Origin of the sequence: Streptomyces sp. NPDC053367 (assembly GCF_044545925.1) — a bacterium.
GTDB lineage: Bacteria > Actinomycetota > Actinomycetes > Streptomycetales > Streptomycetaceae > Streptomyces.
This window is the reverse complement of record NZ_JBITYN010000011.1, coordinates 92,402-116,494: the sequence shown is the minus strand read 5'-3', so window position 1 is coordinate 116,494 and position 24,093 is coordinate 92,402. Positions and strand designations below refer to the sequence as shown.

The window sequence follows — 24,093 nt, the reverse complement described above, 5'->3', positions numbered from 1 at the left end:
CGTCCCCTGTCCGCAGTGCGGACTGCTTCCGCACCGTCCCCCACGAAAAGTGCGCCCGTGCGTTCTCTTCCTCTGCCGCTCGCCCTCACCGCACGTCTGACCCCCGTAGCCGTCCTCGCCTGCGCGGGCTGGGTCCTCACGTCGGGCCCCGAGACCCCGTCGGCCGCGCAGGCCGCACCGCGCACGCAGACGGGCACGCAGTCGGCGGCCGGCCCTTCGACGACGGCCGTACCGAAGACGTACGCCGCCGCCCCCGCGCCCTGCGCGAGCCTGGGGAAGAAGACGGTCACCTCGCTGGTGCCCGGCGCCAAGCCGGCCGGCAAGGAGATACCGTCCTCCGACTCCGAGGAGCGCCGCACCTGTTCGTGGAACGCCCTCGACGGCTACGACTACCGCTGGCTGGACGTGTCCTTCGAGATCATGGACTCGGACGCGGAGGCGGAGAAGTCGTACAAGGAGCGGATCGCGGACCGCAGCGGCGGCGGCGTGGTCCCCGGGCTCGGTGACGCGGCCTACTCGGTCGTGAACCTCACCACCGAGGACGACCAGGAGACCCGCGAGGGCGTGGTGCTGGCCCGCTCCGACAACGCGCTGGTGGTCGTCACCTACAACGGCAGCGACTTCGAGTCGAAGAAGGCACCGGGCACGGACGAGATCAACGAGGGCGCCATCAAGGCCGCCAAAGAGGCGATGGCCGCGCTGAAGGACGGCGGCGGCAGCGCCTGAACCGCCCGCCGCCCTTCGGCACGCGCCCCTCACCCGGCGCTGCGGTCCCGCCCGCCGGTCGTCACCGTCAGCAGCAGGTACAGCACCATCGAGGTGCCGAGGCCCACCGCCCAGCCGTAGTCGGCGAGCGGCTCCAGCACCGGTACGGGCCTGCCGTCGAGGACCGGCTCGAAGCTCGCGCCGCCGACCGCGAGGACACCGCCCGCGAGGAACGCCGCGACGGCACGCCAGTTCCAGCCGCCCCGGTACCAGTAGCGGCCGCCCTCGCGGTACAGGTCGACCAGGTCGAGGCGGGTGCGGCGCAGGATCCAGTAGTCGGCGATGAGGATGCCGGCGACCGTGCCCAGCAGCCCGCCGACCAGGCCCAGCCAGGTGAAGATGTAGCCCTGCGGGTCCGAGTACAGCTTCCAGGGGAGGATCAGCACGCCGAGGACACAGGTCGCGAGGGCTCCGGCGCGGAAACTGATCCTCCTGGGCGCGATGTTGGAGAAGTCGAAGGCCGGGGAGACCAGGTTGGCGGCCACGTTGACCGACAGGGTCGCGACCAGCACGGTCACCAGCGCGTACAGCAGGCCCACCTCGTTGTCGGTGCGCGCGGCCAACTGCACCGGGTCCCAGACGGGTTCGCCGTACACCGCCTGCGAGCCGGAGGTGACGAGCACCGACAGAAACGCGAACAGGGTCATGGTGGTGGGCAGTCCGAGGGCCTGCCCCCAGGTCTGGGCCTTCTGGCTGCGGCCGTAGCGGGTGAAGTCGGGGATGTTCAGCGACAGCGTGGACCAGAACCCGATCATGCCCATCAGTGCGGGCCAGAACAGCTTCCAGAAGTCACCGCCCCAGCCCAGCTTCGACGGCTGGTCGAACAGCGGGCCGAGTCCGCCCGCCCTGCTGCTCATCCACCACAGCATCACGAACGCGCCGACCAGCACGAAGGGCGCCGCCCAGTTCTCGAAGCGGCGGATGGTCTCCATACCCCGGTAGATGATGGCCACCTGGAGCGCCCAGAAGATCGCGAACGACAGCCACATCGTCCAGGCGTACCCGCCGATCTCCGACGCGTCCGTCCAGCCGGCGCCGATCAGCTTGCCGGCCAGGAAGTAGATGGCCTCGCCGCCGATCCAGGTCTGGATGCCGAACCAGCCGCACGCCACCAACGCCCGTACGACAGCGGGCAGGTTGGCGCCGCGGATGCCGAAGGAGGCGCGGGCGAACACCGGGAAGGGGATGCCGTACCTGGGTCCGGCGTGCCCGGTGAGCAGCATCGGGACGAGCACGATCACATTGGCGAGGGCGATGGTGAGCACCGCCTGCTTCCAGTCCATGCCGACGGCGATCAGACCGGAGGCGAGCGTCCAGGAGGCGGTGTTGTGGGCCATGCCGACCCACAGGGCCGAGAAGTTGTACGTGGTCCAGGTGCGGTCGGCGACGGGCACCGGGAGCAGGTCCTCGTTGGCGTAGGGACCGCTGGGCTGCGGCGAGCCGGGCGCGATCTCCACCCGGCCGTCGGCGAGGGTGACCTGGGCGGCCGGGGGTATGGCGGAGGGAGCGGTGTCGGTCATGGGCAGGCCAATCGAACGAGGCGGGACGGAAGAGGCCGTGCGGGCACCGGCCCCTCCCCGGGACGGCGGGGAGGGGTGACCAGGGGGTTGTGCGGTTCAGCCGTCGAGGGCCGGGATGACCTTCGTGCCGTATGTGTCGATCACGTCCTCCTGCGCGTCGTGCATGTCGTAGACGGCGAACTGGTCGACGCCCAGCGCGCGCAGCGCCCGCAGCTTCTCGACATGCCGCTCCACGGGGCCGATCAGACAGAACCGGTCGACGATCTCGTCGGGCACGAACTGGGTGTCGGGGTTCCCGGCGCGTCCGTGGTGGGAGTAGTCGTAGCCCTGACGGGCCTTGATGTAGGCGGTGAGTTCGTCGGGGACCTGCGCGGAGTGCTCGCCGTACTTGGCGACGAGGTCGGCGACGTGGTTGCCGACCATCCCGCCGAACCAGCGGCACTGGTCGCGGGCGTGGCCGAGCGCCTCGGGCGAGTCGTCGGCGGTGACGTAGGCGGGCGCGGCGACGCAGACCGTCACCTCGGCCGGGTCGCGCCCGGCGTCCGCCGCGGCCGTCTTCACGGCCTTGACCATGTACTCGGTCAGATAGAGGTCGGCGAGCTGGAGGATGAACCCGTCGGCCTCCTCGCCGGCCATCTTCAGCGCCTTCGGCCCGTACGCGGCCATCCACACGGGCAGTTCGGCGCCCGGCTTGATCCAGGGGAACCTGACGACCGTGCCGCCGCCGAGGTCGGCCTGGCGGCCGCTGCCCAGGTCCCGGATGACCTTCATGGCCTCGCTGATCCGGGCGAGCGTGTTGGGCTTGCGGCCCGCCACCCGCATCGCGGAGTCGCCGCGGCCGATGCCGCACAACGTGCGGTTGCCGAACATGTCGTTGAGGGTGGCGAAGGTGGAGGCGGTGACCTCCCAGGTGCGGGTGCCCGGGTTGGTCACCATCGGGCCGACCTTCAGCTTGGTGGTGTTGGCGAGGATCTGGCTGTAGATGACGAACGGCTCCTGCCAGAGCACCGCCGAGTCGAAGGTCCAGCCGTACCGGAAGCCGTTGCGCTCGGCGCGCTTCATCAGGCTGACGACCCGCGCGGCGGGCGGGTCGGTCTGCAGGACGAGTCCGAAGTCCATGGGCACCGCTCCTAGGTGAGGTACTGACAGGTGGAGCGCGGGGTGTAGACGCCGTGCCCGGCACGGCCCGTGTACTCCCGCTCGGTGATGACCGGCACACCGCGCGAGAGCACCGTCTCCACCCGGCCGGTCAGGCGCTTGCCCTCGTACGCCGAGTAGTCGACGTTCATGTGATGTGTCTCGGCGGAGACGACCTGCTCGGCGTGCGGGTCGTAGATCACCACGTCGGCGTCCGCGCCCGGCGCGATCGTGCCCTTCTTCGGGTACATGCCGAACATACGGGCCGGCGTCGCGCAGGCGATCTCGATCCAGCGGCGGCGCGAGATGTGCCCGTCGACGACGGCCTGGTGCAGCAGGTCCATGCGGTTCTCCACGCCCGGCAGGCCGTTGGGGATCTTGGAGAAGTCGCCGCGGCCCAGCTCCTTCTGGCCGACGAAGCAGAAGGGGCAGTGGTCGGTGGAGACGACCTGGAGGTCGTTGGTGCGCAGGCCCCGCCAGAGCTTCGCCTGGTGCTCGCGCGGCCGCAGCGGGGTGCTGCACACGTACTTGGCGCCCTCGAAGTCCGGCTCGGCGAGGTTGTCGGTGGACAGGAACAGATACTGCGGGCAGGTCTCGCCGAAGACGTTCAGTCCCTCGTCGCGGGCCTTGGCGAGTTCGGCCACCGCCTCCATCGCCGAGACGTGCACGACGTACAGGGGCGCGCCGGCCACCTGGGCGAGCCTGATGGCCCGGTGGGTGGCCTCCGCCTCGAGGAGCGCCTTGCGGACCTCCCCGTGGTAGCGGGGGTCGGTCTCGCCGCGCGCCAGGGCCTGTTCGACGAGGACGTCGATCGCGATGCCGTTCTCGGCGTGCATCATGATCAGGCCGCCGTTCTCGGCGGAGCGCTGCATGGCGCGCAGGATCTGGCCGTCGTCGCTGTAGAAGACGCCCGGATAGGCCATGAACTGCTTGAAGGACGTGACTCCTTCCTCCACGAGGAGGTCCATCTCCTTCAGCGTCTCCTGGTTCACATCGGAGACGATCATGTGGAAGCCGTAGTCGATCGCGCAGTTGCCCTCCGCCTTGGCGTGCCAGGCGTCGAGGCCCTCGCGCAGGGCCCGGCCGACGCCCTGCACCGCGAAGTCGACGATGGTGGTCGTGCCGCCCCATGCCGCGGCGCGGGTGCCGGTCTCGAAGGTGTCCGAGGCGGAGGTGCCGCCGAAGGGCAGCTCCATGTGGGTGTGGACGTCCACGCCGCCGGGGATGACGTACTTTCCGGTGGCGTCGATCGTGGTCTCCGCCGAGAAGGCCTCCGCCGCGGGGGTGTGGGAGGCGGCGAGGGCGGCGATGCGGCCGTCCTCCACCAGGACGTCAGCATGGATTTCGTCCGAGGCCGTGATGACGAGGCCGCCTCGGATCAGTGTTCGGCTCATGGGTCGCTCCTCACCGTTCGTACGTACCGGTCGTGGGTGGCTGGTCGCGAAGTTCCCCGCGCCCCTAACGGTCCGTGAGCGGACCGTACGTTCCCGGCGCGCGGTCCCGGTAGAACTGCCAGCGGTCCCTGACCTCCCTGAGCTTGGCCATGTCCAGCTCCCTGACGACCAGTTCGGGTTCCTTGTCGCTCGCCACCTCGCCGACGAACTGGGCCTCCGGGTCGACGAAGTAGCTCGTGCCGTAGAAGTCGTTGTCGCCCAGCTCCTCCACGCCGACCCGGTTGATCGCGCCGACGAAGTACTCGTTGGCGACGGCCGCGGCCGGCTGCTCCAGCTGCCAGAGGTAGCCGGACAGGCCGCGCGAGGTGGCCGAGGGGTTGAAGACGAGCTCGGCGCCCGCGAGGCCCAGCGCCCGCCAGCCCTCGGGGAAGTGGCGGTCGTAGCAGATGTAGACGCCGACGCGGCCCACGGCGGTGTCGAAGACGGGCCAGCCGCTGTTGCCGGGACGGAAGTAGAACTTCTCCCAGAAGCCGCGGACTTGGGGGATGTGGGTCTTGCGGTACTTGCCGAGGTAGGAGCCGTCCGCGTCGATCACGGCCGCGGTGTTGTAGAGCACGCCGGGCTGTTCCTCCTCGTACATGGGCAGGACGAGGACGATCCGCAGTTCCTTCGCCAGGGCCTGGAAGCGGCGGACGACGGGTCCCTCGGGGATCCGCTCGGCGTACTCGTAGAACGCCGGGTCCTGCACCTGGCAGAAGTACGGCCCGTAGAACAGCTCCTGGAAGCAGAGGACTTGGGCGCCCTGGGCGGCGGCGTCGCGGACCGCCTGCTCGTGGGCCTGGATCATCGACTCCTTGTCGCCGGTCCAGGCGGTCTGGAAGACGGCGGCACGGATCACTCGGCTCATCGGGACCTCCGGTAGCTCGGTGTGCGGTGAGCCTAGAAAGTCCGCGTGTCCGCGGTGAGTTGCACCGTGTCACGTCCGCGGGGGTGCGGCGTGGCACCGTGTCACCCTTGACCGACCCCATGTTTCACCGCCGTTCTCCCAGGTCGTCGCATGTTTCACCCCTGTTGCGCGTCATGCGCGAGGAGCGCGATGTGCACCGAGGCCGCCTGCTCGAAGTCGTCGAGGTCGACGCCGAGGCGGCTCTGTATGGCCTCCAGCCGGCGGTAGAGCGCGGGCCGCGAGACATGGTGGAGCTGCGCGGTACGGGACTTGTTGCGGCCCGTCGCCAGATAGGTGCGCAGCACGGCGAGGAGATCGTCGTCGGCCGCGCGCAGCAGGCCGTCCAGCTCCCGCTCGGCGAAGGACTGCACATGCGGGTCGTCGCGCAGCAGCCGGACGAGACCGCGCAGGTGGACGTCCTTCAGACGGATCACCGGCGGGAGTTCGAGGGCGGCGGAGGAGTCGGCGACCGCGTCGGCCACGTGCCTCGCCTCGCGCAGTCCCGCCGGTACGTCGTCCCAGTCGGGGCGGGCCGCGGCGGCGGCCACGACGGCCGCGGGGCCCTCCTGCCGCAGACGGCAGGCGAAGTGGGCGGTGAGCGCGTCGGCGTCCTGGTCGCGGGCGAGGCTGAGCAGCACGGCCGTGGCCGCGTCGGCGAGCTCGGCGACCAGTCCCGGCAGCCCGGTCAGCCGCAGGACGCGGTCGAGCCGGTCCGGGCGGGTCCCGCGCACCACGAGCGGCACGAACGTCCGCCGGTTGACGGGCAGTCCGGCGGCCCGCGCCCGCGGCAGCAGCTGCCGTGCCGGTACGACGCCGGAGACCAGGTCGGTCAGCAGGCTCTGCGCCGACTGCTCCTCCCAGGTCGCGGTGCCGCCGAGCATCCGGTGCAGGACGAGGGCCTCCGCGGCCCGGTCGGCGAGCAGGCGCCCGGCGGCGGTGTCGCCGCGGAAGCCGCAGAGCACGATCCGGCCCCAGCGTTCGCCGCGCCCGCCGAGCTCGGCCCGGATCCAGCCGTCGCCCTCGCTGCCTCCGGCCTGCCGGGCGATGCGTTCCCAGTCGCGCAGGACGTCGTCCACGGCCGGCCGCTCCCCCGCGGTGGCGAGGACGCGGTGGGCGAGGTTGGTGAGGACGACGGGGCAGCCGCTGTGCTGGGCGACCTCGTCGAGCAGCGCCTGGAGGGGCGCCCCGGCCGTGACGAGGGCCGTGAGCGCGGTGCGGACGGCCTCGGAGAGGCTGACGGCGGCGAACTTGCGGCGCACCAGCCGGGACTGCACCTCCTCCGTCAACTCCGCGAAGGGGAAGGGCCGGTGCAGCACCACCAGCGGCAGCCCGCAGCGCTCGGCGGCCCGGCGCATCACGGCGGGCGGGGAGGGGAAGGCGCGGCCGAGCCCGAGGACCACGGCCGCGGCCTCCGCGCGGTGCAGGGAGCGGATGTACTCGGCCTGCTTGTGCTCGTCCCCGGCGAGCAGCACACCGGTGGTGAGGACCATCTCGCCGCCGCTGAGCATCACCCCGACGTCGGCGGCCTCGGCGACGTGCACCCAGCGCACCGGCCGGTCGAGGTGGCCCGCACCGGCCACCACCTCGGGCTCCCCGGCCAGGACCCGCTCCAGGCCGAGGACCTGGCGGACCGACAGGGCGGGCTCCAGGGACTCCAGGGCGTCCAGGGCGGTGGTCATGCGGCGCTCCCTCGGCTCACGCGGCGGCTACTGGAGGCTTCTCAGGGCCCCTTCGAGGATCGCGGCGCCCTCCTCGGCCTCCGCGACGGTCAGGGACAGCGGCGGGGCGATCCGCAGCGCGCTGGTGCTGTGGCCGCCGCCCTTGCCGATCAGCAGCCCGCCCTCGCGGGCCGCCTCCAGTACGGCGGCCGCGGCCTTGGGGTCGGCCTCGTCGGTGCCGGGCCGGGTCAGCTCGATACCGATCATCAGCCCCCGCCCGCGCACCTCCCGTACGGCGGGCACCTGCGCGGCGGCGGCCCGCAGCCGCTCGATGAGCAGGCCGCCGACCCGGCGGGCGTTGCCCTGGAGGTCTTGCTCCAGCAGGTAGTTGAGGTTGGCGAGCCCCGCGGCCATGGTGATCTGGGTGCCGCCGAAGGTGGAGATGCTGTTGGCGTCCAGGCAGTTCATGATCTCGGAGCGGGCGATCACGCCGCCGATGGACATGCCGTTGCCGATGCCCTTGGCGAAGGTGACGATGTCCGGCGGGCCGGACTGCCCGTGGGCCTGCCAGCCCCAGAAGTGCTCGCCGGTGCGGCCCCAGCCGGTCTGCACCTCGTCGGCGATCCACAGCGCGCCCTGCTCGGCGAGGACCTCGCGGAAGGCGGCGTAGAGGCCGTCGGGCGGGGAGGTGAAGCCGCCGACGCCCTGGATCGGCTCGGCGATCAGCGCGGCGGGCGGGCGGGTGTGGCCGAGCAGGTCCTTGAGGTCCTCGACGCAGGCGGCGACGAAGTCGTTGTCGTTCAGCGCCGCGTAGGGCCCCCGGTTGCGGACCGCGCCGTGGACGTACAGCGTCTGCAGCGGGGACAGCGAGGTCGGGGACCAGCCGCGGTTGCCGGTGATGCCTACCGCGCTGAAGGACCGGCCGTGGTAGCTGTTGCGCATCGCCAGGATCGTGTTGCTGCGCCGGTAGGTCGTGGCGAGCAGCAGGGCGGTGTCGTTGGCCTCGGTGCCGGACGTGGTGAAGAAGACGCGGGCGTCCGGGATGCCGCTCACGTGGGCGACGCGCTCGGCGAGTTCGACCATCGGCCGGTTGAGGTAGAGCGTGGAGGAGTGGATGATCCGCCCCGCCTGCTCGGCGACCGCCTTGGTGACCTCGGGCAGGGCGTGCGCGGTCATGGTGGTGAGGATGCCGCCGAAGAAGTCCAGGTAGCGGTTGCCGTCGGCGTCCCAGACGTGGCGGCCCTCGCCGTGGGTGATCTCCAGCGGGTCCTCGTAGTAGAGGGCGAGCCAGTCCGGGAGCACGGCGCGGTGGCGGCCCAGCAGGTCCTTGGTCACGGCTGCACCAGTCCTTCGTAGGCGTCGGGGCGGCGGTCGCGGTAGAAGGCCCAGGTCTGCCGGACCTCTTCGATCAGGTCGAAGTCGAGGTCGCGGACGACGAGTTCCTCCGTGGAGTCGCTGGCGGCCTCGCCGACGAGCTGTCCGCGCGGGTCCACGAAGTAGCTCGTCCCGTAGAAGTCGTTGTCGCCGTACTCCTCCACCCCGACCCGGTTGATCGCGGCGACGAAGTACTCGTTGGCGACGGCCGCCGCGGGCTGCTCCAGCCGCCACAGGTAGGAGGACAGACCGCGGTGGGTGGCGGAGGGGTTGTACACCAACTGTGCGCCGTTCAGGCCGAGTTGCCGCCAGCCCTCCGGGAAGTGGCGGTCGTAGCAGATGTACACGCCGACCTTGCCGACGGCCGTGTCGAAGACGGGCCAGCCGAGGTTGCCGGGCTTGAAGTAGTACTTCTCCCAGAAGCCCCGGACCTGGGGGATGTGGTGCTTGCGGTACTTGCCGAGGTAGGTGCCGTCGGCGTCGATCACGGCCGCGGTGTTGTAGTAGAAGCCGGACTGCTCGACCTCGAACACCGGCACGACGACGACCATGCCCGTCTCGCGGGCGAGGTCCTGCATCCGGCGCACGGTCGGCCCGTCGGGGACCGGCTCGGCCCAGCGGTAGTGCTCGGGTTCCTGGACCTGGCAGAAGTAGGGGCTGTTGAAGACCTCCTGGAAGCCGATGACCTTGGCTCCCTGCCGGGCGGCCTCGCGGGCGTGCTCCTCGTGTTTCGCCACCATGGACTCGGTGTCGCCGGTCCAGGCGGCCTGGACCAGAGCGGCACGGACGACGTTCGCCATGAGCTGCTCCTTCGACGGGACGTCAGCGCCTCTACGCACGTAGAACAGGGCGTAGAGGGATGAACGTATGCCTCCCCGGGGACCTTGCCAAGACCATTGTCGTCAACGCGTGGCGTCGCCGGCGTTTCCCACTCCCGTGGGTGAGTCCCGGGACGGGAGAGCGAGCCGGGTCAGGCGGCGAGCCCGGCGACCCGCAGGGCGTGCAGCAGGTCCCGGTACCGCTCGGCGGACACGCCCCGGGCGGCCTCCAGCAGCAGCGGGACCAGGGTCCGCGGGTCGGCGTGGGCACTGCGGGCGGCCTCCTCGGGGGCGCGCACACGGACGTAGGCGTCGAGCAGCGCCCGTACGCCGGACCGCCGCCCGGCCGCCTCCAGCGCGGCCACGGCCTGTCCGATCTCGTCGGCCGGCCGCACCACGCCCTGCCGCAGGACCTGCCGCCCGTCGGCGCCCCGCCCGGCCGCGACCAGGGCGTCCGCCGCCTCGACGAGCCGGTCTGCGGGCAGCGACGCCGTCTCCCACAGCAGGGTCGCCCAGTCCGCGGCGAGCCCGGCCCGCTCCAGCTCGGCGGCCAGCAGCGGGAACCGGGCCGCGGGCCAGTGCGCCGCCTCCACCAGCACCGCGTGCGCCTCCCCGCTCCGGCCCTGGCCCCGCAACCGCTCCAGCGCGTCGACGGCCTCGACCACCTCGGCCCGCGTGTTCTCGTCGACCGCCGCCCGCACCGGCTGCGGCTCGTCGGCCGCGCCGGCGAACCGGGCCCCCCGGGGCGTACGGCGGTCCCGGCCCGCCGGCGCCGGCAACTCCGGCATCCCGCCGCCCGGCGGCACCACGGCCGCGGCGCCCTCCTCCGCCCCCATCCCGGCGAACCTGGCCCCACCCCGGCGGCGCTTGCGGGGCTTGCCGGGCTCGGGGGCGGCCTGCATCGCTTGGGGGGCGGGGGCGGTCTGGATCGCTTCGGGGGCGGCGGTCTGGATCGCTTCGGGGGCGGGGTGGGCGGCAGAGCTGGGGGCAGTTTGGATCGCCCCGGGCCCACCGTGAGCGGCAGGACCGGGAGCGGCCTGCACCGCCCCGGGCCCGCGGTGGGCGGCATGACCGGGAGCGGCGGCCTGGGGATGGTCTGCGGGCCCCTCCGGGCCGGTGTCCACGGGGCGCCCCACCCCGTACGCGTCCGCCTCCGCCTCGCCCGGCACGGCGGTCACGGCCGGCCCCTCCCCCGGCCTGCCCCCCTCGGCCCGGCCGGGACCGGACGGCGTGGCGGCCCCCTCCGCCGTCACCCCGCCCCCGGGCCACAGGACCGGCCCCCGCTCCACGGCGCTCCGCCGATGGACGGCCGGCTGGTCCAGTTCCTCCATGCGGGCACGCAGCTCGGCACAGCGGGCGGCGGCGCGGACATGGTCGTCGCGGGCCCAGGCGAGGTCGACGCGGAGGGCGTCGGCGGACTCCGGGGTGGCGGAGGCGAGGGCGTGGTGGAGGGCGGCGAGGCGTTCGGCGGCGTACTTCTGTTCGCGGAGCATGACGTCGAGCCGGTCGCCGAGGGCGTCGCGGCCGCCGGGGCGGCGGTCGTGGGCCCGCAGGGCGGCCGAGTGCAGGGCGGCCGCGCGCTGCTGCTCCTCGGCCGCGAAGGCGGGGCCGTACTCGGCGGCGAGGTCCTGCAGGAGTGACTCCAGCACGTCCCAGGGCGGCATCTCGCGGCCGTCGAGGCAGGCCCGCATGCCCTCGGGGTCGCGCTGCCAGAACACCCCGCACCAGCCTGAGCTCTGGTCGAGACGCGCCAGCAGGCCGTCCAGGTAGTTCGCGAACTCCCTGACCTGACCAGGGAGTTGATCCACTGTCATCGCACGACCCCCGCAAGACCGGAGTGTTCCGGCTGGTAGCGAACACCAGCTGTGTTACGACCCGGCTACAGGGAGTTTTCCAAGGGGACGCGGGAGCCTCAGGGGCCCCGCCGCGCGGCGGTGACGTCAGACGGGCACGAGGTCGCAGCGCACGATCAGGTCGTCCATCGACAGCCCCAGCGCACGCGCCAGCGCGGCCACGGTGAAGAAGGCGGGCGTCGGGGCCCGGCCGGTCTCGATCTTGCGGAGCGTCTCGGGAGAGATCCCGGCCTCCGCGGCGACCTCCGGCATACTGCGGCCGCCGCGGGCCTCACGCAGCAACCGCCCGAGCCGCTCGCCGCGTTCGCGCTCTTCGGGGGTGAGGGGGGTGCGCACCATGGACCCATTCTAATACCGGTCCGGCGTGTCGACCCCAACGGGCTCCCGTTTATGCACCCATTAAAATACCGGTATAGTAATTGGCATGGTGGAACTGAAGACGGACTCCTCGATCGACGCGATGCACGCCGCAGGCCAGGTCGTCGCCCGTGCCCTGACGGCTGTACGGGAGGCCGCCGGCGTCGGCGTGTCCCTGCTGGAGCTGGACGACGTGGCGCGTGCGGTGCTGCGCGAGGCGGGCGCGACATCGCCCTTCCTGGGCTACCGGCCCTCCTTCGCCCCGACCCCCTTCCCCGCGGTGATCTGCGCCTCGGTCAACGACGCGATCGTGCACGGCATCCCCACCGGGTACCGGCTGCGCGACGGTGACGTCCTCTCCGTCGACTGCGGCGCCGAACTGGACGGCTGGGCCGGCGACTCGGCGCTCACCTTCACCGTGGGCACGCCCCGTCCGGCGGACCTGCGCCTGATCGAGACCGCCGAGCGCGCCCTCGCGGCCGGCGTCGGCGCCGCCGTCGTCGGCAACCGCGTCGGCGACATCGCGTACGCCATCGGCTCGGTGTGCCGCGAGGCCGGCTACGGCGTCCCCGAGGGGTTCGGCGGGCACGGCATCGGCCGCCGTATGCACGAGGACCCGCCGGTCCCCAACGAGGGCCGGCCCGGCCGTGGCATGCGGCTGCGCCACGGCATGGTCCTCGCCATCGAGCCGATGCTGATCGCCTCGGGCCGGGACGACTACCATGCCGCCGCCGACGGCTGGACCCTGAAGACGAACGACGGCTCACGGGCGGCCCACGCGGAGCACACGGTGGCGATCACCGAGGCGGGGCCGCGCATCCTGACGGCACGTCGCTAGTCCACGGACCGGCCGGGTGACGGCGTCCGCGCCCCTGGTCGCAGCGGGCTCGGAACGGGCCGCTCGGCGGTGGGGCGGCACCCCCTGGGGGCTCCGGCCGCGGGCCTGTCTCCAGGTGCCCCCCGCTCCCGTTCGTGCGAAGGTGTTCTACGAACGCGGCCAGGTGTAACCGGCTTCCGGCAGGGTTACCCGACTCCGGCACGTCGATCAGCGAGGGCGACCCTGCCCGCGCAGGGACGCCGGATGGGAACGCCATGACCAGCGGTTTCAGCGGCCCGGAAGGCTACGACGCCTTCGGAGAGTTCCTCGCCCGCTTCTTCGGCGGACCCCGCCCCGGTCCCCGGCAGATCAACATCGGCCAGCTGCTCAGTCAGCCCGCCCGCGAGCTGGTGCGGGGCGCCGCCCAGTACGCCGCCGAGCACGGCAGCCGCGATCTCGACACCCAGCATCTGCTGCGCGCGGCCCTGTCGGCGGAGCCCACCCGGAGTCTGCTGAGCCGGGCAGGCGCCGACCCGGACGAGCTGGCGTCGGAGATCGACGAACGCTCGGGCCCGGTCGTCCACCAGGCGGCCGAGGCCCCGCCGCCGACCTCGCTGTCCCTCACCCCGGCCGCCAAGCGGGCGCTCCTCGACGCCCATGAGCTGGCCCGGTCGCGGGGTTCCGGCTACATCGGCCCGGAGCATGTGCTCAGCGCGCTGGCCGCCAACCCCGACTCGGCCGCCGGGCACATCCTCAACGCCGCCCACTTCGCCCCCGGCGCCGTACCGCCCGAGGCCCCGGAGGCGGCGCCGCCGCGCGCGGAGCGGCAGCGCAGCAGCGGGACGCCCACGCTGGACAAGTACGGGCGCGATCTGACGGACCAGGCGCGGCAGGGCCGCATCGACCCGGTCATCGGACGGGACACCGAGATCGAGCAGACCGTCGAGGTGCTGTCCCGGCGCGGCAAGAACAACCCCGTGCTGATCGGTGACGCGGGCGTCGGCAAGACCGCCATCGTGGAGGGCCTGGCCCAGCGGATCGCGGAAGGCGATGTGCCGGACATCCTGATCGGCCGCCGGGTGGTGGCCCTCGACCTGACCGGTGTGGTGGCCGGCACCCGCTACCGGGGCGACTTCGAGGAGCGGCTGAACTCCATCGTCGAGGAGATCCGCGCCCACTCCGACCAGCTGATCGTGTTCATCGACGAGCTGCACACGGTCGTCGGCGCGGGCGGCGGCGGGGAGGGCGGCTCGATGGACGCGGGCAACATCCTCAAGCCCGCCCTGGCCCGCGGCGAGCTGCATGTGGTCGGCGCCACGACCCTGGAGGAGTTCCGGCGGATCGAGAAGGACGCGGCGCTGGCCCGCCGCTTCCAGCCGATCCTGGTGCCCGAGCCGACCCCGGAGGACGCGCTGGAGATCCTGCGCGGCCTGCGCGACCGCTACGAGGCCCACCACCAGGTCCGTTACACCGACGAGGCGCTCGACGCGGCCGTGGAGCTGTCCGACCGCTATCTCACCGACCGCCGGCTGCCCGACAAGGCGATCGACCTGATCGACCAGGCCGGCGCCCGGGTCCGGCTGCGCGCCCGCACCAAGGGCACCGACGTACGGGCCATGGAGCGCGAGGCGGAGCAGCTGGTCCGGGAGAAGGACCAGGCGGTCGCCGGCGAACAGTACGAGGAGGCCATGCGGCTGCGCGACCGGATCGGCGAACTCAAGCAGCGCATCGCCGAGGTCAGCGGCAGCGACGCGGCCGACGAGGGCCGGCATCTGGAGGTCACCGCGGAGGCCGTCGCCGAGGTGGTGTCCCGGCAGACCGGCATCCCGGTGAGCCGGCTCACCGAGGAGGAGAAGGACCGCCTCCTCGGTCTGGAGGACCACCTCCACCAGCGGGTCGTCGGCCAGGACGAGGCCGTGCGGGTGGTCTCCGACGCGGTACTGCGCTCCCGCGCGGGCCTGGCGAGTCCCGACCGGCCCATCGGCAGCTTCCTCTTCCTCGGCCCGACCGGCGTCGGCAAGACCGAGCTGGCGCGGGCGCTGGCGGAGGCGCTGTTCGGCAGCGAGGACCGGATGGTGCGCCTGGACATGAGCGAATACCAGGAGCGGCACACCGTCTCCCGGCTGGTCGGCGCGCCGCCCGGCTACGTCGGCCACGAGGAGGCCGGGCAGCTCACCGAGGTCGTGCGCAGGCACCCGTACTCGCTGCTGCTCCTGGACGAGGTGGAGAAGGCCCACCCGGACGTCTTCAACGTCCTGCTGCAGGTCCTCGACGACGGCCGGCTCACCGACTCCCAGGGCCGCACGGTCGACTTCACCAACACCGTCATCGTGATGACCAGCAACCTCGGCTCCGAGGCGATCATCCGCGGTGGCGGCGGTATCGGTTTCGGCGCGGACGACGGCGAGGCCGCCGAGGAGGCGCGCCGCGAACGCATCCTGCGTCCGCTGCGCGAGCACTTCCGGCCGGAGTTCCTCAACCGCATCGACGAGGTCGTCGTCTTCCGGCAGCTGTCGTCCGAGCAGCTGCACCGGATCACCAACCTGCTGCTGGAGCAGACCAAGCGGCTGGTCCACGCGCAGGGCATCGCGGTCGACTTCACCGACAGCGCCGTCGACTGGCTGTCCCGGCAGGGCTTCCAGCCGGAGTACGGCGCCCGCCCGCTGCGCCGCACCATCCAGCGCGAGGTCGACAACCGCCTGTCGCGGCTGCTGCTCGACGGCAAGGTCGCCGAGGGCGACCGGGTGATCGTGGACGCGGCGGACGGACGCCTGGACTTCCGCACGGACGCCGGGCCTCAGGAGACGCCCGGCCTCGCATAGGGCGCCCCGCCTACGGTGCCTGGGGTGCCGGGCTGACCACCATCGCCGATCCGCCGCCGCGGCGGACCTTCTCCGCGGCGGCCAGCCACCTGCCGTCCGGCAGCCGCTGCACGCCGGTCGCCGCGCCGATCTCCGGGTTCGGCCGGAAGCCGTGTCCGATCGCCTCCAGCTCGGCCCGCAAAGGACTGTCCCACAGGCCGGGTTCGAGTTCGGTGGTGGTCTGGTTGCGCTGGCTGGCGCGCGGCGCGGCGATCGCGTCGACGAGCGGCAGCCCGCGGTCGAGGAACCCGGTCAGCGTCTGCAGCACGGTGGTGATGATGGTCGCGCCGCCGGGCGAGCCGACCGCCACCACGGGCCGCTCGTGCCGGTCGAGCACGATCGTCGGCGAGATGGACGAGCGCGGCCGCTTGCCGGGACCGGGCAGGTTCGGGTCGTGCACGGCCGGGTTGGCGGGCGCGAAGGAGAAGTCGGTCAGCTCGTTGTTCAGCAGGAACCCGCGCCCGGGCACGGTGATGCCGCTGCCGCCGGTCTGCTCGATGGTGAGGGTGTAGGCGACGACGTTGCCCCACTTGTCGGCGACGGTGAGGTGCGTGGTGTTCTCGCCCTCGTACGTCGTCGGCGCCGCGGTGCCGGGAGCGCCGCAGTCGGCCGGGTCGCGCGGGTCGCCCGGCGCGAGCGGGCTGGTCAGCACGGCGTCGTCCTTGATCAGGCACGCGCGGGAGTCGGCGTACCGCTGGGAGAGCAGTTCCTTCGCCGGTACGTCCTCGAAGGCGGGGTCGCCGACCCAGCGGCCCCGGTCCGCGAACGCGATCCGGGCGGCCTCGATGAAGCGGTGCAGATACTGCGCCTGGCTCGCCTTCGAAAGGTCGCTGTTCTCGAGGATGTTGAGGGCCTCACCGACGGTGGTGCCGCCGGAGGAGGAGGGCGCGATGGAGTAGACGCCGAGTCCGCGGTACGTCGTCCGGGTGGGGGCCTGGAACTTGGCGCGGTAGGCCTTGAGGTCCTCGGCGGTGAGTCGGCCAGGGCGGGCGTTCCAGCCGGAGGCCGGGTCCACGGGCGGGTGGTTGACCGTGTTGACGATGTCCCGGGCGAGGGCGCCCCGGTACAGGGTGCGCACGCCCTTGCGGCCGAGTTCGGCGTAGGTGCGGGCCAGGTCGGGGTTCTTGAACGTGCTGCCGACGACCGGCAGTTGCCCGCCGGGCAGGAACAGCTCGGCCGTGTCCGGGAAGTAGCGGAAGCGGGTCTCGTTGGCGGCGGTCTGCGCGCGGAAGGTGGTGTCGACGGTGAAGCCGTCCCGGGCGAGCCGCTCGGCGGGCTTGAGCAGCGGGGCGAGCGGCCGGCTGCCCCACCTGTCCAGCGCCTGCTGCCAGGTGGCGGGTGTGCCGGGGACGCCGACGCCGAGTCCACTGCTGACCGCGTCCGCGAAGGCGAGCGGCCTGCCGTTCTCCAGGAACAGGTCGGCTCCCGCGCTCAGCGGCGCGGTCTCGCGGCCGTCGATGGTGTGCACGGACCGGGACTTGGCGTCGTAGTAGACGAAGTAGCCGCCCCCGCCGATCCCGGCGGAGTAGGGCTCGGTCACCCCGAGCGCGGCGGCGGTGGCGACGGCCGCGTCGACGGCGTTGCCGCCCTTGCGGAGCACCTCGATGCCGGCGGCGGAGGCGTCCGCGTCGACACTGGCGACGGCGCCGCCGTATCCGACGGCGACGGGCACCTTCTCGGTCCCCGGGGCCGGCGCGGTGGGCGGCGCTGCCGCTCCCACCGACACGACGGCGGCCGAGACCGCGAGGACCGTCAGTTTCCGTACGACAGGGCGACGCATCCGCACCTCCAGTCGGAGAGACCGTCCGGGCAGCCTATGCCAACCCCATGGCCATGTCAGGCAAGTAGCATGCGCGCCCATGAATGACGACGTGCGCAACATCGTTCTGGGGGTCGTGGCGGCCGGTGTCAGTGCCGCGCTGGGCTGGTTGTCCCGCACCTATCTGTGGCGGCGCAAGCTGCGCCGCAAGCAGCGGTTCCTGGGGCTGCCGGAGAACGCGGAGTCGCTGCTCGTCGTCAACCGCGATCCGGCCGCGTCCGAACCGGCCGTCCACCGCTTCGACGTGTTCGCCCTGGTGGAGCTCTCCGCGCTGATCAAGGACTGCGGGGCGCACGTCCAGATCGTCACCCAGGACATGGCGCCGCCCGGGTTCGGCGAGCGGACGGAGTTCTGCGTGGGCGGGCCCGCCTCCAACCGCCGTATGACGGCGCACATGGCGGCGATGCTGCCGGGCGTGCGGGTCAATGTGGACGCCGAGCCCGGCCCGGACCGCGGGGCGTTCCAGATAGGCGCCGAGCGCTACCGGATGGAGCCTGGCCGTACCGAGTACGTGCTGCTGGCCCGGCTGACGGACGAGCAGAACCCCAGGGCGCGGCCGGTGTTCCTGTTCTGCGGTCAGCGCGCCATCACCAACCAGGCCGCCACCCGCTATCTGGCCCGCCACCACGAGCGCCTGTCCCGCAAGTACGGCACGGGTTCGTTCGTGCTGCTGCTGAAGGTGGTCAACTCGCAGGCGTACGGCCCCGATGTGGTCGAGCTGGTCGGGGACGTGACGCGCGCGGCCCAGGCCCCGCTGCCGGCCGCGCCGCGCGCCTCTCACCGGGCGTCCTGACGGAGATCGTTACTCGTACGTAACTTACCGACGGGTTACTTCCGGTAATACCGCGCGGTTACCGTCGGGTCACTTTGCACTGACACGAGTGAGGAGTGACCTGTGCGACCCCACCGCACCGCACTGCGTACGTCCACGGTGGCCGCCGTCTGCGCGGCCCTGATCGCGACCGGCGCCCTGAGCCTCGCCCCGACCGTCCAAGCCGCCCCGAACCCGGTCCGGTTCGTCGACATCACCGGCGACGGCGGGACCGTGCTGAAGGCCAACGTCGTCACGCCCACGGGCGCGGACGGCAGCCGCCGCTACCCGCTCGTCGTGCTGCCCACCAGCTGGGGCCTGCCGCAGATCGAGTACCTGGTCCCGGCCCAGAAGCTCGCCGACTCCGGCTATGTGGTCGTCACCTACAACGTGCGCGGCTTCTGGCAGTCGGGCGGTGAGATAGAGGTCGCGGGGCCACCGGACGTGGCCGACGCCTCCCGTGTCATCGACTGGGCGCTCGCCAACACCCCGGCCGACCCCGGCCACATCGGCATGGCGGGCGTCTCGTACGGCGCCGGCATCAGCCTCCTCGCGGCCGCGCACGACCCACGGGTGAAGGCCGTCGCCGCGCTCAGCGGCTGGGCCGATCTCATCGACTCCATCTACGGCGGCCGCACCCAGCACGTCCAGGCGGCCGCCCTGCTCGACGGCGCGGGCACGCTCACCGGGCGCCCCGGCCCGGAACTGCGGCAGATCTTCCAGAACTTCTACGCCTCGAACCTCGAGCGGGAGCCGGAGATGATCGCCTGGGGGGAGAAACGCTCCCCCGAGACCTACGTCGACCGGATCAACGCCAACGGCACCGCGGTGATGCTCGCCAACGCCTGGGGCGACAGCATCTTCCCGCCCGGCCAGTACGCCGGCTTCTACGAGCGGCTGACGGGTCCGAAGCGGCTCCAGCTGCGCCCCGGCGACCACGCCACCGCCGAGCTGACGGGCCTGTTCGGGCTGCCCAACGACGTGTGGACCGACACCGGCCGCTGGTTCGACCACCACCTCAAGGGCGCCGACAACGGCGTCGACCGCGAGCAGCCGGTGCGGCTGAAGTCCCGTACTTCGGGGGGCTACGAGGGCTATCCCGACTGGAAGTCGGTCGCGGCGACGAACCGCAAGATCGCTCTGGCGGGCACGAGGACGATCCACACCGACGTCGACTCGGGCGCCGACGGCGGAGTCGTCTTCCTGTCCAGCATCCTCGACCAGGTCGCCCAGGTGCCGCCGATCGCGTCGATCCCGCTGCTCCCCCGCCGCTGGGCCGCCGTCTGGCAGACCGAGGCGTATCCGACGGCCCAGCACATCCGGGGAACCGCCCGGCTGCACACCACGCTGACGGCGACCAAGGAGAGCGGAACCCTCGTCGCGTACCTGTACGACGTGGGCCCGCTCGGCCTCGGCAAGCTGGTCGGCCACGCGCCGTACACCTTCCACGGGCGCACCCCCGGGAAGCCGTTCGGCGTCGACCTGGAGGTGTTCTCCACGGCCTACGACGTACCGGCGGGGCACCGCCTGGCCCTGGTCGTCGACACGGTCGACCCGCTCTACATCGAGCACAACCCGTCCGGCGCGCAGCTGACCTTCTCCTCGCCTGCGGACGACCCGTCGTATGTGACGGTCCCGCTGCGCGAGCAGTGATCTCCGGCTGCCGCCGGCCGGGTCTGGCTCTTTTTGTGACTGCTGCCCCCTACGGTCGAGGGGCCGTGGGGGGTTCCCCACCCGGCAGCAGCGTCCCTGGTCCGGAGACGACCGTGACCACCGGCTCCGCAGGCACGAAGGTCAAATCGTAGTCCAGGTCCGGAGCGGCGCGTCGCCCGGTGGGGTGCGTCCCGGATCCGGCGACGCCCGCGGATGTGGTAAAGAGCGGTCCTGACTCAGTGCTTGAGGATCTTCGACAGGAAGTCCTTGGCGCGGTCGCTGCGCGGGGATTCGAAGAACTCGTCGGGGCTGCGGTCCTCCACGATCCGGCCGTCGGCCATGAACACCACGCGGTTGGCGGCGGAGCGGGCGAAGCCCATCTCGTGGGTGACGACGACCATCGTCATGCCCTCCTGGGCCAGTTGGCGCATGACCTCCAGGACCTCGTTGATCATCTCGGGGTCCAGCGCGGAGGTCGGCTCGTCGAACAGCAGGGCCTTGGGGTCCATGGCGAGGGCACGGGCGATGGCCACGCGCTGCTGCTGGCCGCCGGAGAGCTGCGCGGGGTACTTGTCCGCCTGGTCGGCGACGCCCACCCGCTCCAGCAGTTCGCGTGAACGCCGGTCGGCGTCCTCCTTCTTGCGCTTCCTGACCTTGACCTGGCCGAGCGAGACGTTCTGCAGGACCGTCTTGTGCGCGAACAGGTTGAAGGACTGGAAGACCATGCCGACGTCCGCGCGCAGCGCGGCGAGCGCCTTGCCCTCGTCGGGCAGGGGCTTGCCGTCGAGCAGGACGGTGCCCGACTGGACCGGCTCCAGCCTGTTGATCGCCCTGCACAGGGTGGACTTGCCCGACCCGGACGGGCCGATGACCACGACCACCTCCCCCTTGCCGACGGTCAGATCGATGTCCTGAAGGACATGCAGATCTCCGAAGTGCTTGTTCACTTGACGCAGTTCGATCAACGGATCGACAGCCATTCCCAGCCCCACTCACTCTCAGCCGTGCCGTGGCTGCCGCAACCTATCCACCGGGGAAAGGGGCCGACGAACGACACGCACCTTTCGGGCATTAGCCGTATAACCGTCTCAGGCCTCCGCCACTTCGGCGTAGACCTGCGACAGCTCGGGTGCACCGCTCGACGCCCACTCCTGCCCCGCGGTCACGACGTCGACCTCACGGCCGGAGGCCAGCCGCACCACCGGGTGCCCGTCGGGCCACAGGTCCCAGGCGGCGCCCGGCACGGACCGCACGATCACCGTGCCCAGATACAGACCGGCGTCGTTGCCCAGCCAGGGCAGCGTCTCCTCGTCGTCCCGCCAGCGCGGCACCAACTGGTCCAGCGCCTCCAACGAGGCCGCCGTGTCGTCGAGTCGTACCCCCGCCTCGGCCGCCTGCGAGCGCAGCAGCTCGCACTCGGACAGCAGCGCGGCGATCCCCTCCGGATCGGGCGCGGCGCGCTTCTTCTGCCGGTGGCCGAGGAACGGGATGTTCATCCCACCAGCGTGGCACCCGCACCGCCCCGCGCACCACAGGCGCGCGGGGCACCTCTTCCGGGTGATTCTCGCCAGCTGCCACCCCGTCGGATTGACGGCTACTTACCGTCTCCCTAGCTTCACTTTGCGCCGCTAACGTCACAGTGCGCCGCTCCTCGCACAGCGGCCGGTTCGCCTCACCCCACCGGGAGGATCGGTTGGTACGCCAGGGATGCCGGATCTTCGTCGCCTCCGTCTTGGTCCTGATCGCCACCGCGTTGTCGCCGATCGCGCCACCGGCCAGCGCCGGGCAGGTCTCCCGACCGCTTGAGCTGCTGTACGACAACACCGCCATCAGCGACGACACCGAGCCCGCGGAGGCCGACTTCGACGGCTCGGGCGCCTCGCTCTCGGCCCAGGACCTCGCCGCCGCGGGCTGGACCCCGGGCCGCACGATCACCGTGCAGGGCGCCCGGCTGACCCTGCCGCGCCGCGCGCCGGGCGAACCCGACAACGTCCTGGCCACGGGACAGTCGGTGCGTGTCACCGGGCGCGGGAACGCGCTGGCCTTCCTGGTCGCGGCCACGGGCGCCGACGCGAGCGGCACCGGCACGGTCGACTACGCGGACGGCACCCGCTCCCGCTACCGGCTCACCGCCGCCGACTGGCGCACCGGCCCCCTCGCCACCAAGGCCGTCGCCCTGCCGCACGTCAACACGCCCGACGGCCAACTCGCCGAGCAGGCACGGCTGTACGTCGTGACCGTGCCCATCGTCCCCGACCGCACGGTCCTGTCGGTACGGCTGCCGCACGCCGCCGACCTGCACGTCTTCGCGCTGTCCGTGCGGCCCGCGACGCCGGGCTGGACCGGCACCTGGTCGGCCGCGACCTCAGGACACCCGGCCGTGGGGCCCTGGACCGACCGCACCCTGCGGCTGGTGGTGCACACGTCGGCGGGCGGACCGCGGCTGCGACTGCGGTTCGACAACACGTTCGCGTCGGCGCCGGTCGGGATCGCCTCCGCCACGGTCGCCGTGCAGGAGCAGGGCGCCGCCGCCCTGGACACACCGGTGCCGGTGACCTTCCGGAGCGCGCCGGGCGTCTCGCTCCCGGCCGGCGCCCAGGTGTACAGCGACCCGCTGGACTTCCCCGTGGCCGCGGACACGAACCTCCTGGTCAGCTTTCGGCTGACCGGCACGGTCAGCGCGCTGCCCGTGCACCGCTTCGCCAACCAGCGGTCGTACGTGAGCCGGACCGGCGACCACACGGCGGACGTCTCGGCGGCGGCGTTCACCTCGGGCATCAGCTACTGGCCGCTGCTGACCGGCGTGGACGTGGCCGGCGGGCCGGGGTCCGTGGTGCTGCTGGGCGACTCGATCACCGACGGCAGCCGGTCCACGGTCAACGCCAACCGGCGCTGGCCCGACCTGCTCTCCGACCGGCTCCGGGCGCAGTCCAAGATCCCCCCTTACGGGGTTCTCAACCAGGGGATCTCGGCCAACCGCGTCGTCACCGACGGCTACCCCGGCGACGGGACCTCATCGGTCCAGACCGGGGTCAGCGCCCTCAACCGCCTCGACCGGGACGTGTTCGCGCAGACCTCGGCGCGCACGGTCGTCGTCTTCGAGGGGGTCAACGACCTGCGGTTCGGCGCCGATGCCGGCCAGGTCGCCGCCGGCCTGAGCCAGATCGCCGAGCGCGCCCACGCGCGGGGCCTCAGGGTCCTGGCCGCCACGATCCTGCCCTGCGGGGGCAACGTCCTGTGCACACCGGCCATGGAGGCCGAACGGACCGAGCTGAACACGTGGCTGCGGGCCGGAGGCGGCGGGTTCGACGGGCTGTTCGACTTCGACGCCGTGGTGCGCGACCCCGCCGACCCGAGCCGGATGCTGCCCGCCTACGACGGCGGCGACCACCTGCACCCCGGGGACGCGGGCATGGCCGCGCTGGCGCAGGCGGTGGACCTGGAGGCGCTGTGAGGGTCCAGGGCTGTCGTCCGGATCAGGTCGGCCGAAAGGGACAGGCCCTAAACGTCCAGGTCGACGACCACCGGGGCGTGGTCCGAGGCGCCCTTGCCCTTGCGCTCCTCGCGGTCGACGTAGGCGTCGCTGACGGCCTTGGCGAAGGGGGCGTTGCCGTAGACCAGGTCGATGCGCATGCCGCGGTTCTTGGGGAAGCAGAGCTGGCGGTAGTCCCAGTACGTGAAGGGGTGCTCGTACTTCAGCGGGCGCGGCACCACGTCGTTCAGGCCGGTCTCGCGCAGGGACGCCAGCGCGGCGCGCTCGGCCGGGGTGACATGGGTGGAGCCCACGAAGGCCGCCGGGTCGAAGACGTCGTCGTCCGTCGGCGCCACGTTGTAGTCGCCGAGGATCGCGAAGGGGCGGCTGCCGCCCGCGTCCCCGGCGACGGCGGCCTTGAGGGCCTCGAACCACTGGAGCTTGTACGCGTAGTGCGGGTGCTCGACCTCGCGGCCGTTCGGCACGTACACCGACCAGACGCGGACCGGGCCGCAGGTCGCCGAGATCGCCCTCGGCTCGACCACGCCGTCGAAACCGGGGTCGCCCGGCAGGCCCTTGACCACATCCTCGATGCCGACGCGGGAGAGCACCGCCACGCCGTTCCACCGGCCGGTGGCGTGGACCGCCGACTCGTAGCCCAGCTCGCGCAGCTGCTCCGACGGGAACTGCTCCTCGGAGACCTTGGCCTCCTGGAGGCACAGCACGTCGGTGCCGCTGCTCTCCAGCCAGGCCAGGAGCCTCGGCAGGCGGGCGGTGATCGAGTTCACGTTCCAGGTCGCGATGCGCATGCCTCACAACCTACCCGGAGGGTCTGACA

19 protein-coding genes are annotated in these 24,093 nt (G+C 72.3%); 6 read left to right on the top strand and 13 right to left on the bottom strand.

Features of this window, described 5'->3' with window-relative positions; genetic code table 11:
* Positions 1–57 precede the first annotated feature (57 nt).
* On the top strand, positions 58–726 hold the full coding sequence (locus tag ACIGXJ_RS28885) for a hypothetical protein (protein ID WP_399651259.1): 669 nt from the start codon (positions 58–60) through the stop codon (positions 724–726).
* A 29-nt stretch (positions 727–755) separates the two neighbouring features.
* Here the strand turns inward: ACIGXJ_RS28885 and ACIGXJ_RS28880 are convergent, their stop codons facing one another.
* The 9 genes from ACIGXJ_RS28880 to ACIGXJ_RS28840 form a co-directional block, all read right to left on the bottom strand.
* Complete coding sequence (locus ACIGXJ_RS28880; protein WP_399651256.1) at positions 756–2,285, bottom strand: NCS1 family nucleobase:cation symporter-1; 1,530 nt, start codon at positions 2,283–2,285, stop codon at positions 756–758.
* A 96-nt stretch (positions 2,286–2,381) separates the two neighbouring features.
* On the bottom strand, positions 2,382–3,404 hold the full coding sequence (locus ACIGXJ_RS28875; protein WP_399651254.1) for a TIGR03842 family LLM class F420-dependent oxidoreductase: 1,023 nt from the start codon (positions 3,402–3,404) through the stop codon (positions 2,382–2,384).
* 11 nt (positions 3,405–3,415) lie between these two features.
* Entirely contained in the window at positions 3,416–4,816 is a 1,401-nt protein-coding gene (gene hydA, locus ACIGXJ_RS28870) for a dihydropyrimidinase (RefSeq protein WP_399651251.1), read from the bottom strand.
* A gap of 64 nt (positions 4,817–4,880) precedes the next feature.
* Positions 4,881–5,723: a nitrilase-related carbon-nitrogen hydrolase gene (locus ACIGXJ_RS28865; RefSeq protein WP_399651248.1), complete on the bottom strand. Its 843-nt coding sequence runs from the start codon at positions 5,721–5,723 to the stop codon at positions 4,881–4,883.
* A gap of 155 nt (positions 5,724–5,878) precedes the next feature.
* Entirely contained in the window at positions 5,879–7,441 is a 1,563-nt protein-coding gene (locus tag ACIGXJ_RS28860) for a PucR family transcriptional regulator (RefSeq protein WP_399651245.1), read from the bottom strand.
* 27 nt (positions 7,442–7,468) lie between these two features.
* On the bottom strand, positions 7,469–8,755 hold the full coding sequence (locus ACIGXJ_RS28855) for an aspartate aminotransferase family protein (protein WP_399651242.1): 1,287 nt from the start codon (positions 8,753–8,755) through the stop codon (positions 7,469–7,471).
* The gene (locus ACIGXJ_RS28850; RefSeq protein ID WP_399651239.1) at positions 8,752–9,594 is read right to left on the bottom strand and encodes a nitrilase-related carbon-nitrogen hydrolase; all 843 of its coding nucleotides are present in this window, start codon (positions 9,592–9,594) and stop codon (positions 8,752–8,754) included. Before ACIGXJ_RS28850 ends, ACIGXJ_RS28855 begins: the two co-directional genes overlap by 4 nt.
* A 170-nt stretch (positions 9,595–9,764) precedes the next feature.
* Entirely contained in the window at positions 9,765–11,426 is a 1,662-nt protein-coding gene (locus tag ACIGXJ_RS28845; RefSeq protein WP_399651236.1) for a hypothetical protein, read from the bottom strand.
* 126 nt (positions 11,427–11,552) lie between these two features.
* Complete coding sequence (locus tag ACIGXJ_RS28840) at positions 11,553–11,804, bottom strand: helix-turn-helix domain-containing protein (RefSeq protein WP_399651234.1); 252 nt, start codon at positions 11,802–11,804, stop codon at positions 11,553–11,555.
* An 85-nt stretch (positions 11,805–11,889) separates the two neighbouring features.
* Between ACIGXJ_RS28840 and map the strand changes: the two genes are divergently transcribed.
* Positions 11,890–12,660 carry a type I methionyl aminopeptidase gene (gene map / locus ACIGXJ_RS28835; protein ID WP_399651231.1) on the top strand — a complete coding sequence of 257 codons (771 nt, stop codon included), beginning with the start codon at positions 11,890–11,892 and terminating at the stop codon, positions 12,658–12,660.
* Between the two features lie 254 nt (positions 12,661–12,914).
* A complete protein-coding gene (locus ACIGXJ_RS28830; RefSeq protein ID WP_399651227.1) occupies positions 12,915–15,461 on the top strand; it encodes an ATP-dependent Clp protease ATP-binding subunit in 2,547 nt (848 codons plus the stop codon).
* A gap of 10 nt (positions 15,462–15,471) precedes the next feature.
* On the opposite strand, the gene ggt is transcribed toward ACIGXJ_RS28830, so the two are convergent.
* Positions 15,472–17,280, bottom strand: a complete 1,809-nt coding sequence (gene ggt / locus ACIGXJ_RS28825; RefSeq protein ID WP_399651225.1) for a gamma-glutamyltransferase — start codon at positions 17,278–17,280, stop codon at positions 15,472–15,474.
* A 79-nt stretch (positions 17,281–17,359) separates the two neighbouring features.
* Here ggt and ACIGXJ_RS28820 point away from each other — a divergent pair, with 79 nt between their 5' ends.
* Together ACIGXJ_RS28820 and ACIGXJ_RS28815 are read left to right on the top strand one after the other, a co-directional pair.
* Positions 17,360–18,112: a hypothetical protein gene (locus tag ACIGXJ_RS28820; protein WP_399651222.1), complete on the top strand. Its 753-nt coding sequence runs from the start codon at positions 17,360–17,362 to the stop codon at positions 18,110–18,112.
* Positions 18,113–18,214: 102 nt separating this feature from the next.
* Positions 18,215–19,783 (top strand): alpha/beta fold hydrolase, encoded by a 1,569-nt coding sequence (locus ACIGXJ_RS28815; RefSeq protein ID WP_399651219.1) that lies wholly within the window; start codon positions 18,215–18,217, stop codon positions 19,781–19,783.
* A gap of 236 nt (positions 19,784–20,019) precedes the next feature.
* Here ACIGXJ_RS28815 and ACIGXJ_RS28810 read toward each other — a convergent pair whose 3' ends face one another.
* Positions 20,020–20,763 (bottom strand): amino acid ABC transporter ATP-binding protein, encoded by a 744-nt coding sequence (locus tag ACIGXJ_RS28810; RefSeq protein ID WP_399651217.1) that lies wholly within the window; start codon positions 20,761–20,763, stop codon positions 20,020–20,022.
* A 108-nt stretch (positions 20,764–20,871) separates the two neighbouring features.
* A complete protein-coding gene (locus ACIGXJ_RS28805; protein ID WP_399651214.1) occupies positions 20,872–21,279 on the bottom strand; it encodes a DUF6278 family protein in 408 nt (135 codons plus the stop codon).
* Between the two features lie 197 nt (positions 21,280–21,476).
* Between ACIGXJ_RS28805 and ACIGXJ_RS28800 the strand changes: the two genes are divergently transcribed.
* Positions 21,477–23,237: an SGNH/GDSL hydrolase family protein gene (locus ACIGXJ_RS28800; RefSeq protein ID WP_399651211.1), complete on the top strand. Its 1,761-nt coding sequence runs from the start codon at positions 21,477–21,479 to the stop codon at positions 23,235–23,237.
* Positions 23,238–23,284: 47 nt separating this feature from the next.
* On the opposite strand, the gene ACIGXJ_RS28795 is transcribed toward ACIGXJ_RS28800, so the two are convergent.
* Positions 23,285–24,064, bottom strand: coding sequence for an exodeoxyribonuclease III (locus ACIGXJ_RS28795; protein WP_399651208.1), 780 nt, complete (start codon positions 24,062–24,064; stop codon positions 23,285–23,287).
* Positions 24,065–24,093: the final 29 nt, after the last annotated feature.